Below are 1,845 nucleotides of genomic sequence, written 5' to 3'. Positions count from 1 at the left end.
ACGGCTGCGCAGCGGCGCCGCCATGCTGCGACGCCATGCCCGCCATCCCGACGCCATCGCCCGGACCGTTCCGCTGGCGGAGGAGCTCGCGTTTCCGCTGCAGGCCGCACGCCCCAAGCTGCCGAGACTCGATCCGCCGGAGGGGCGCACGCAGATGAGCTGGCTGCGCGAGCTGGTCTGGGAGGGTGCCGAGCATCGCTACGGCGCGACGCTCGATGGGCATCCCCTCGGATCCCTGCGCGGGCCCGCACTCGCCGAGCACCGGCGCTCGCGGATCGAGCGCGAGCTCGCGGTCATCGAGCAGAAGGATTTTCCCGGCTACTTCCTCATCGTGCACGACCTGGTGCGCGAGGCGCGCGAGCGGGGCGTCCTGTGCCAGGGCCGGGGATCCGCGGCGAACTCCGCCGTCTGCTACGTACTCCGTATCACCGAGGTCGATTCGATCCGCTACGATCTGCCCTTCGAGCGCTTCCTCTCGAGCATGCGCGACGAGGAGCCCGACATCGACGTCGATTTCGACTCCGAGAAGCGCGAGCAGATCATCCAGTACGTCTACGACCGCTACGGCCGGCAGAACGCGGCCCAGGTCGCGAACGTCATCAGCTATCGGCCGAAGGCCGCGATCCGCGACGCGGCGAAGTCGCTCGGCTACAGCCCTGGTCAGCAGCGCGCCTGGACGAAGGGGCTGGAGCGTTGGACCGGCCTGGAGCACGATCCGCAGAGCCCCATCCCGCAGCCTGTGCAGGCACTCGCCGCACAATTCCTCAAAGCCCCGCGGCATCTCGGCATCCACTCGGGCGGCATGGTGCTGACCGAGCGCCCCGTGGGCGAGGTCTGCCCGATCGAGCACGCCCGCATGGAGCGGCGCACGGTGCTGCAGTGGGACAAGGACAGCTGCGAGACGATGGGGCTCGTCAAGTTCGATCTGCTCGGCCTCGGCATGCTGAGCGCGCTGCAGAAGACGATGGATCTCGTCGCCGAGCGCACCGGCGAGCGGTGGACGCTCGCCACCGTGCCGCAAGAGGAGCCGGGAGTCTACGACATGCTCTGCCGGGCGGACGCGATCGGGGTGTTCCAGCTCGAGAGCCGCGCGCAGCTGAACACGCTGCCCCGCCTGCTGCCCCGAAAATTCTACGACCTCGTCATCGAGATCGCGCTGATCCGCCCCGGACCCATCCAGGGCGGCGCGGTGCACCCGTACCTCAGACGGCGCAGCGAGAAGGATCCGATCACCTACCCGCACCCGGCGCTCGAACCGGTGCTGAAGCGCACGCTCGGCGTGCCGCTCTTCCAGGAGCAGCTCATGCAGATGGCCATGGCGGTCGGCGGCTGCAACGCCGAGGACGCCGATCTGCTGCGCCGCTCCATGGGGTCGAAACGCGGCGAGGAGCGCATCGGCAAGCTGAAGGAGAAGCTCTTCGCGGGGATGAAGGAGAACGGGATCGAGGGCGCCGACGCCGACCTCATGTACGAGCAGATCGAGGCATTCGCGAACTTCGGCTTCGCCGAGAGCCACTCCATCAGCTTCGCGCTGCTCGTCTACGTCAGCTCGTGGTTCAAGCTGCACTACCCCGCGGCATTCCTCGTCGGCCTGCTCCGCTCCCAGCCCATGGGCTTCTACTCGCCGCGCACCCTCGTCGAGGATGCGCGGCGGCACGGCGTGACGGTGCTGCCGCCCGATGTGCAGCACTCCGGCGCACACCCCGACTTCGAGTCGCTGCAGCACGGGCAGGGCGCTGCGGCGCCGCACCGGGAGACGTGCAGCGGGAGCCTCGCCGATGCCTGCCTCGAAGCAGAGCAGCCACCGGTCGGCCCGTTCGACCCGACGGCACCCGACGGCAGCGG

Annotated in this window: 1 protein-coding gene; it reads left to right on the top strand. The window is 69.3% G+C overall.

The genetic code is table 11. The annotated features are described in order from the left end of the window. A partial coding sequence (gene dnaE, locus ACFPZL_RS12810; protein ID WP_382335743.1) for a DNA polymerase III subunit alpha occupies nucleotides 1–1,845 on the top strand: 1,845 nt, incomplete at both ends.

This window comes from Leucobacter soli (genome assembly GCF_042659205.1).
Lineage (GTDB): Bacteria > Actinomycetota > Actinomycetes > Actinomycetales > Microbacteriaceae > Leucobacter > Leucobacter soli.
Note: the sequence above shows the minus strand (reverse complement) of the source record. Positions and strands in the feature narration are given on the sequence as shown.